Source organism: Rhodococcus sp. TAF43, assembly GCF_052113525.1.
In the GTDB taxonomy this organism is placed as follows: Bacteria; Actinomycetota; Actinomycetes; order Mycobacteriales; family Mycobacteriaceae; genus Prescottella.
The window spans coordinates 22,181-30,539 of record NZ_JBFRDL010000056.1; the positions used below are offsets into that span (position 1 = coordinate 22,181).

At 68.6% G+C, this 8,359-nt stretch carries 7 protein-coding genes; 6 read left to right on the forward strand and 1 reads right to left on the reverse strand.

The window, feature by feature from the left end:
* Positions 1-5: 5 nt before the first annotated feature.
* The 6 genes from kdpB to AB4Z09_RS25305 are packed head-to-tail and all read left to right on the forward strand — an operon-like array spanning position 6 to position 7,963.
* Positions 6-2,114 (forward strand): potassium-transporting ATPase subunit KdpB, encoded by a 2,109-nt coding sequence (gene kdpB / locus AB4Z09_RS25280; RefSeq protein WP_114722478.1) that lies wholly within the window; start codon positions 6-8, stop codon positions 2,112-2,114.
* Between the two features lie 7 nt (positions 2,115-2,121).
* Positions 2,122-2,772: a potassium-transporting ATPase subunit C gene (locus AB4Z09_RS25285; protein ID WP_442240940.1), complete on the forward strand. Its 651-nt coding sequence runs from the start codon at positions 2,122-2,124 to the stop codon at positions 2,770-2,772.
* A gap of 7 nt (positions 2,773-2,779) precedes the next feature.
* Positions 2,780-5,359 (forward strand): sensor histidine kinase, encoded by a 2,580-nt coding sequence (locus AB4Z09_RS25290; protein ID WP_114722476.1) that lies wholly within the window; start codon positions 2,780-2,782, stop codon positions 5,357-5,359.
* A complete protein-coding gene (locus AB4Z09_RS25295; RefSeq protein ID WP_114722475.1) occupies positions 5,356-6,036 on the forward strand; it encodes a response regulator in 681 nt (226 codons plus the stop codon). Before AB4Z09_RS25290 ends, AB4Z09_RS25295 begins: the two co-directional genes overlap by 4 nt.
* A 57-nt stretch (positions 6,037-6,093) precedes the next feature.
* A complete protein-coding gene (locus AB4Z09_RS25300; protein WP_174911602.1) occupies positions 6,094-7,536 on the forward strand; it encodes an alanine/glycine:cation symporter family protein in 1,443 nt (480 codons plus the stop codon).
* Entirely contained in the window at positions 7,529-7,963 is a 435-nt protein-coding gene (locus AB4Z09_RS25305; protein ID WP_174911599.1) for an OsmC family protein, read from the forward strand. The genes AB4Z09_RS25300 and AB4Z09_RS25305 overlap by 8 nt, the downstream gene beginning before the upstream one ends.
* A gap of 40 nt (positions 7,964-8,003) precedes the next feature.
* Here AB4Z09_RS25305 and AB4Z09_RS25310 read toward each other — a convergent pair.
* On the reverse strand, positions 8,004-8,359 hold a 356-nt coding region (locus AB4Z09_RS25310; RefSeq protein ID WP_442240941.1), incomplete at its 5' end, for an HNH endonuclease.

Sequence of the window (8,359 nt, forward strand, 5' to 3'; positions counted from 1 at the left end):
CTGACATGAACGTGAAACCGATCGACGTCGTACCCGACGTGACCCTCGAAGACGCTGCTCACGGACGCTCGCCCGTCAAGGCGGGAATCTTCAGCCCGCGCCAGTTGATCACGTCGCTCCCGGGTGCGGTGCGCAAGCTCGATCCGCGCCATCAGGCACGGAACCCCGTGATGTTCGTCGTCCTGGTCGGGTCCGTCGTGACCACGGTGATGGCGATCGCGCAGCCCACGCTGTTCTCGTGGCTGATCACCGCCTGGCTGTGGTTCACCGTGCTGTTCGCCAACCTCGCCGAGTCGGTGGCCGAGGGCCGCGGCAAGGCCCAGGCGGCGAGCCTACGAAAGGTGAAGCAGGACACGGTTGCTCGACGGCTGACCCTGTCCGGGGCGATCGAGGAGGTATCCGCCACCCAGCTCGCGATCGGCGACACCGTCGTCGTCGAGGCCGGACAGTCGATCCCCGGCGACGGGGACGTCGTCGAGGGCATCGCGACCGTCGACGAGTCCGCCATCACCGGCGAATCCGCTCCCGTCGTGCGGGAATCGGGAGGTGACCGGTGTGCGGTGACCGGTGGCACGACGGTCCTCTCGGACCGGATCGTCGTACGGATCACGTGTGCGCCCGGCCAGTCGTTCGTCGACCGGATGATCGCACTGGTCGAGGGGGCGTCCCGGAAGAAGACGCCCAACGAGATCGCGCTCAACATCCTGCTGGCGTCGCTCACGATCATCTTCCTGCTCGCGGTGGTCGCGATCGGCCCGATGGGGCAGTACGCCGGTCAGGAGCAGGATCCGATCAAGCTGATCGCCCTGCTGGTGTGCCTGATCCCCACCACGATCGGTGCGCTGCTGTCCGCGATCGGTATCGCGGGCATGGATCGCCTCGTGCAGCGCAACGTCCTGGCGATGTCAGGTCGGGCGGTGGAGGCAGCCGGCGACATCGACACGCTGCTGATGGACAAGACCGGCACCATCACCTTCGGCAACCGTCGCGCGACGGCGCTGTACCCGGCACCGGGCCGTTCGGACATCGAACTGGCCTCGGCCGCAAGGCTGTCGAGTCTCGCCGACGGAACTCCCGAGGGGCGCAGCATCGTCGACCTGTGTGCCGACCGGTTCGGGCTCGCGGCCGACTCGTCGGAGGACGAGCGTGGGGGCGAGTTCGTGCCCTTCACCGCGCAGACCCGGATGAGCGGACTGGATCTCGCGACCCCGGTCGGTTCGCAGCAGATCCGCAAGGGCGCCGGCGACGCGGTGCTGGCCTGGGTGGCCGGCTACGGCGCCGTGGTCGATCCCGCTGTCACCGATTCCGTGGAGAAGGTGGCCCTCGGGGGCGGCACGCCGCTCGTCGTCGCCGTGGCCGAGCAGGGAACCGCGACGGTTCTCGGCGTGATCGCGTTGACCGATGTGGTCAAGCCGGGCATCGCGGAGCGGTTCGCGGAACTGCGGGCCATGGGTATTCGCACGGTCATGGTGACCGGTGACAACCCGCTCACCGCTCGGGCGATCGCGGAGGAGGCCGGGGTCGACGACTTCATGGCCGAGGCCACGCCGGAGGACAAGCTCGAACGGATTCGCGCGGAACAGGAGGGCGGGCGCCTGGTCGCGATGACCGGCGACGGCACCAACGACGCCCCGGCGCTGGCGCAGGCCGACGTCGGTGTCGCGATGAACACCGGGACGTCGGCGGCCAAGGAGGCCGGCAACATGGTGGATCTGGACTCGGATCCCACCAAGCTGATCGAGGTCGTCGAGATCGGCAAGCAGTTGCTGATCACCCGCGGCGCCCTGACGACCTTCTCCCTCGCCAACGACCTCGCGAAGTACTTCGCGATCCTGCCGGCGCTGTTCAGCAGCATCTACCCACAGCTCGCGGTGCTCAACATCATGCACCTCGCGAGCCCGCAGTCCGCGATCCTGTCGGCAGTGATCTTCAATGCCCTCGTCATCGTCGGCCTGATCCCGCTGGCCCTCAGGGGAGTTCGCTACCGGCCGGCGGCGGCGTCGAAGCTGCTCGGACGAAACCTGTTGATATACGGTCTCGGCGGTGTCATCACCCCCTTCGTCGGCATCTGGCTGATCGACCTTCTCGTCCGTCTCGTTCCTGGAATCGGGTGATCGACCAATGAGATTCGCAATCGGATTTCTCAAGCAGGTGTGGGCGGGACTGCTGGTCCTGCTGGCGTTGACCGCGATCGTCGGTGTGCTGTATCCGGCCGCGGTGTGGGGCGTCGGACGAATCAGTTCGGGATCGGCGGAGGGCTCGCCGGTGTCCGACGCGTCAGGCTGCGTCGTGGGCAGTCGCTGGATCGGGGTCGACTCGCAGGTGGCGGCCGGTGAGCCGGATCCGTTCTTCCACAACCGGGTCGTCGGCTCGGTCGCGAACGACGATCCCTTCGCGCCCGGTGACCCGGCCGCGGCCCTGCCGAGCAATCAGGGGCCGAGCAGCGAGGTGCTCGCGCGCTTCGTCGAGGAGCGGCGCGCCGCGGTCGCCGAGCGCGAGGGCGTGACACCGCAGGACGTGCCGGTCGACGCCGTGACGGGATCCGGGTCCGGTATCGACCCGCACATCTCGCCCCAGTATGCGGCGCTGCAGGTTCGACGGGTCGCCGCGGCCAACGGTCTGAGCGAGGACCGCGTCCGTGACCTCGTCGCCCAGTACACCGAGGGCCGCCAGCTGGGGTTCCTCGGCGCGGAACGGGTGAACGTGCTCGAACTCAACCTCGCGCTCGGTCTCACCGCGCCTGGATGCGGTGCGGCGTCCTCGGGTGAATGATGGCGGTGTGAGCAGTTCCGAGAAGCCCGGTGCGCCGCCCCTCGGTGAGCGGCGAAGTCGTCGCCGAGGCGAGCTGAGGATCTACCTCGGTGCGGCGCCGGGTGTCGGCAAGACCTACGCGATGCTCGGCGAGGCGCACCGACGCCGCGAGCGCGGCGGAGACGTGGTCGCGGCCGTGGTGGAAACCCACGGCCGCGCCCGTACCGCCGAGCAGCTCTCAGGTCTCGAGGTCATCGAACCCAAGTACATCGAGTATCGGGGCACCGCGATGCCGGAACTGGACGTCGAGGCCGTGCTGGCCCGGCGCCCGGCGGTGGTCCTGGTCGACGAGCTCGCGCACACCAACACCCCGGGCAGCCGCAACGAGAAGCGCTGGCAGGACGTCTACGAGTTGCTCGACGCCGGCATCGATGTGCTCTCGACACTCAACGTCCAGCACCTCGAGAGCCTCAACGACGTCGTCCAGCAGATCACCGGCGTGGTGCAGCAGGAGACCGTCCCCGACGAGGTGGTGCGTGCCGCCACCCAGGTCGAGCTCGTGGACATCACGCCGGAAGCGTTGCGACGCAGGCTCTCTCACGGAAACGTCTACTCCGCGGAGAAGGTGGATGCGGCGCTGGGGAACTACTTCCGGCGCGGAAACCTCACGGCCCTGCGTGAACTCGCGCTGCTGTGGGTGGCCGACCAGGTGGATGCCGCGCTCGCGAAGTACCGTGCCGAGAACAAGATCACCGACACGTGGGAGGCCCGCGAGCGGGTGGTCGTGGCGGTCACCGGCGGCCCCGAATCGGAGACCCTGGTCCGGCGGGCGAGCCGCATCGCGAACAAGGCCAGCGCCGAGCTGATGGTCGTGCACGTCGTGCGCGGCGACGGCCTCGAGGGCGTCGCCGCAGCCGAGATGGGCAGGGTCCGCAAACTGGCGGGGAGCATCGGAGCGAGCCTGCACAGCGTCGTCGGCGACGACGTCCCCACGACGCTGCTCGAGTTCGCCCGCGAGGTCAACGCGACCCAGTTGGTGATCGGGACCTCCCGGCGCTCCCGGTGGGCCCGCATCCTCGACGAGGGCATCGGTGCGTCGATCGTCCAGCAGTCCGGGAAGATCGACGTCCACATGGTCACGCACGACGAGGCCGCGACCCGACACCGCATCTCGATCCTGGGTCGCGGTGAACGGAGGCTGATGTCGTGGCTGGCCGCCGTCGTCGTGCCGTCGCTCGCGGCCGTGCTCATGGCCGTGATCGACAGGGTGGCCGGTGTCGGCGGGCAGAACGCGCTGTTCTTCGTCGTCGTGCTGGCGGTGGCGCTGCTCGGCGGTGTGGGGCCGGCGATCCTGTCGGCCCTCATCTCGGGGCTGTTGCTCAACTACTTCTTCACCGCACCGCTCTACAGCTTCACGATCGCGCAGCCCGACAACTTCATCACCACGATCGTGCTCCTGGTGGTGGCGGTCGCCGTCGCGGTGCTGGTCGACGCCGCCGCCAAGCGCGCCCGGGAGGCGCGTCGGGCGTCGCAGGAGGCCGAGCTGCTGGCACTGTTCGCGGGGTCGGTGCTGCGCGGCGCGGATCTTCCGGCGCTTCTCGAGAAGGTGCGGGAAACCTATTCGCAGACCGGTGTCAGCGTCATCCGGCGCGGTGAGGGCGTCATCAGCTCGGCGGGCACGTCGGCGCCGGGCACCGTCGACGAGGCCGGAACGGCGTGCGAGGCGGGCGACGGCGAGTACACCCTGCTGCTCGCGGGCGGTGAACTCGGCGCCCGGGACCGCAAGGTGCTCGGTGCCGTGGCCAACCAGGCTGTCGGCCTGATCCGGCAGCGGCAGCTCGCGGAGGAGGCCAGCCAGGCGAACGCCCTCGCGGAGGCCGATCGGCTGCGCCGCTCGCTCCTGTCGGCAGTCAGCCACGACCTGCGCACCCCGCTCGCCGCAGTGAAGGCGGCGGTGTCGAGCCTGCGCAGCGACGACATCGAGTTCTCGCCCGAGGACACCGCCGAACTGTTGGCCACCGTCGAGGAGTCGACGGATCAGCTCACCGCGCTCGTCGGCAACCTGCTCGACTCGTCGCGGCTCGCGGCCGGCGTGGTGAAGCCGACGCTGCGGCGGGTGTACCTCGAAGAGGTGGTTCACCGGGCCCTCGTCGGCGCCGGGTTCGGCGGGCCAGCCTCGGCGCGACGTGTACGGGACCAGGTGAAGGTCGAGGTGGGGGACGCCGTGGTGATGGCCGACGCCGGCCTGCTCGAGCGAGTCCTGGCGAACCTCGTCGACAACGCGTTGCGCTATGCACCCGACGAACCCGTCCGGATCGGTGCGGCCCGAGTGGGGGACCGGATGACGATCACCGTCGCCGACACGGGGCCCGGCCTGGCACGCGGCACCGAGGATCAGGTGTTCGACGCCTTCCAGCGGTTGGGCGATCGGGACAACACGATAGGAGTGGGGCTCGGTTTGTCGGTGGTCAAGGGATTCGTGGAGGCGATGGGGGGCACGGTCGGTGTGACGGACACGCCGGGCGGCGGCCTGACCATGGTGGTCGAACTGGCGGCAGACTCGGGAGACTCGGTGGAGTCGGCCGATGAAGGGGGAGGCGTTCGATGACGCGGGTACTGGTGGTCGACGACGAACCACAGATTCTGCGCGCACTGCGGATCAACCTCAGTGTGCGCGGCTACGAGGTCACGACAGCCTCGACCGGCGCGGCTGCCCTGCGGGCGGCGGCAGAGCGGCACCCGGAGGTGGTGGTGCTCGATCTCGGCCTGCCCGACATGGACGGCATCGAGGTCCTCGCCGGACTGCGGGGCTGGTGTACGGCGCCGGTCATCGTGTTGTCGGCCCGGACCGACTCGTCGGACAAGGTGGAGGCCCTCGACGCCGGCGCCGACGACTACGTCACCAAGCCGTTCGGAATGGACGAGTTCCTCGCCCGTCTGCGGGCCGCGGTCCGGCGTGGTGCGGCAGCGGCGGAGACCAGCGAGCCGGTGGTCGTCACCGACTCGTTCACGGTGGACCTGGCAGCGAAGAAAGTCACGCGAGATGGGGCCGAGGTGCACTTGACGCCCACCGAATGGGGGATGCTCGAGATGCTCGTCCGCAACAAGGGCAAGCTCGTGGGGCAGAAGGAGTTGCTCCGTGAGGTGTGGGGTCCGGCGTACGCCACCGAGACCCACTACCTGCGGGTTTACCTTGCCCAGTTGCGGCGCAAACTTGAGGTGGACCCGTCCAAGCCGCGGCATCTGCTCACCGAGACCGGGATGGGATACCGGTTCCAGGAGTAGCGCTACCGGTCGGTTTCGGACTGGCGTCGGGGACGGTCGTCCTTCATAGTCCCAGGAGTGGACTCTCTTGTGGACGTCGTCACCGACATCAACGACACGTACTGGTACGTCGTCATCGCGCTGCTCGTCGGGTTGGGGCTGTACTTCACCGTTCGCTCCCGATTCGTCCAGGTGCGGCTGCTGCCGGACATGTTGCGGTCGGTGGCGGAACCCGCTGAGACGCTTCCCGACGGGCGCAAGGGAATCTCGGCGTTCCGCGCCTTCTCGATCTCCGCGGCGTCCCGCGTGGGGACGGGAAACATCGCCGGCGTCGCGATTGCGATCAGCGTCGGTGGGCCCGGCGCGGTGTTCTGGATGTGGGTGATGGCGATTATCGGCGCCGCGAGCGCATTCATCGAGTCGACGCTCGCACAGGTCTACAAGGTCCGCGACGAGGACGGCGGGTTCCACGGCGGACCGGCCTACTACATGCTGCACGGACTTCGCCGCCGATGGATGGGTGTCATCTTCGCGGTCGTGATCACCGTGACCTACGGCTTCGTCTTCAACGCGGTGCAGACCAACTCGATCGTCGACGCGGTGTCGACCTCGCTCGACTCGGACGGCCGCGGCATCGCGGTGGCCGTCGGACTCGTCGTCGCCGCGCTCACCGCGGCGGTGATCTTCGGCGGCGTGCGCCGGATCTCGTCGGTCTCGCAGGTGGTGGTGCCGGTGGTGGCGGGCGGGTACCTGGTGCTCGCGCTCGTCGTCGTCGCGCTCAACATCACCGAGGTGCCCGGGATGATCCGGCTCATCGTCGAGAACGCGTTCGGCATCAGCGAGGTGGTCAGTGGCGGGTTCGCGGCAGCCTTCATGAACGGCATCCGTCGTGGCCTGTTCTCGAACGAGGCGGGCATGGGCTCGGCGCCGAACGCGGGCGCCACCGCGGCGGTGTCGCACCCGGTCAAGCAGGGACTGGTTCAGAGTCTCGGCGTGTACTTCGACACGCTGCTGGTGTGCACGGCGACGGCGTTCATCATCCTGCTGTCGAATCCCGAGTACGGCACCAGGGCGGGTGCGTCGCTGACCCAGAACGCCCTCAGCGCGCAGCTCGGCGGCTGGACCGTGCACTTCCTCACCGTCGCGATCTTCTTCCTCGCGTTCACCTCGGTGATCGGCAACTACTACTACGGCGAGACCAACATCGAGTTCCTCACCGGGTCCCGGCGCGTGCTCAACGGCTTCCGCGCACTGGTCGTCGTGTGCGTGTTCGCCGGCGCCATCGGTTCGCTGCCGCTCGTGTGGGGGCTGGCCGATCTGGTCATGGGCGTGATGGCGACCGTCAATCTCGCGGCGCTGCTGCCGCTCTCGGGCATCGCGTTCCTGCTCTTCAAGCACTACACCAGTCAGCGTGCGGCCGGCAAGGATCCATCCTTCCAGCGTGACGATCTGCCCGAGATCTCGGGCATCCAGGTGTGGGACGAGGCCCCGGCGGATGGCAGGATCTCCACTCATGGCTGAACAGACTCCTGCCCCCGCGCCCACCGAACTGTGGGTGGAGCGCACCGGTACCCGCCTCTACACGGGACGCAGTTCCCGCGGGGCCGAGGTGCGCATCGGATCGGAATCCGTGGACGGGGTCTTCACCCCCGGTGAGCTGCTGAAGATCGCGCTCGCGGCCTGTTCCGGGATGAGCTCCGACTTCCCGCTCTCCCGCCGACTGGGTGACGACTACGACGCGACCATCCGGGTTTCCGGTGCCGCGGACCGCGAGAACGAGGTCTACCCGCAGCTCGACGAGGTTCTCGAACTCGACCTCAGCGAACTCGACGCGGAGGCACAGGAACGCCTCATCGCACTCGTCGAGCGTTCGGTCGACAAGGTCTGCACCGTCGGCCGCACGCTCAAGGCGGGCACGAAGGTGACGCTGTCGATCACGCGGGAGTAGACCTTCCGCGCCTGACGGACGGCTCTCGGGAAACATGCGCCTATGCTGCGCGTGGTCCGGCCCGGTTGTGTGCCGGGATGGGCTTCTTGTAGGGGTCGACCGAACTCGGTGGTGTGAACCACGGGTGGCGGTCGGGGCCGATCTCGACTTGCCAGTGCGAGTGGTGGAGTAGTCGGTGGTGGTAGTGGCACAGGAGTACGAGGTTGTCGAGGTCGGTGGGTCCGCCGTCGGCCCAGTGTTTGACGTGGTGGCCTTTGCAGTGGGCGGGTGGTGCGCCGCAGCCGGGGAAGGCGCAGCCGTTGTCGCGGGCGACGAGGGCTCGGCGTTGTTTCTTCGAGACGGTGCGGGTGGTGCGGCCGAGGTCGAGTGGTACCCCGTCCTTCATGACGATCGGGG

Coding starts and splice junctions, on each gene's coding strand:
- AB4Z09_RS25305 (WP_174911599.1), top strand. CDS start 7,529: ATGGCTGAACAGACTCCTGCCCCCGCGCCCACCGAACTGTGGGTGGAG.
- AB4Z09_RS25295 (WP_114722475.1), top strand. CDS start 5,356: ATGACGCGGGTACTGGTGGTCGACGACGAACCACAGATTCTGCGCGCA.
- AB4Z09_RS25285 (WP_442240940.1), top strand. CDS start 2,122: ATGAGATTCGCAATCGGATTTCTCAAGCAGGTGTGGGCGGGACTGCTG.
- kdpB (WP_114722478.1), top strand. CDS start 6: ATGAACGTGAAACCGATCGACGTCGTACCCGACGTGACCCTCGAAGAC.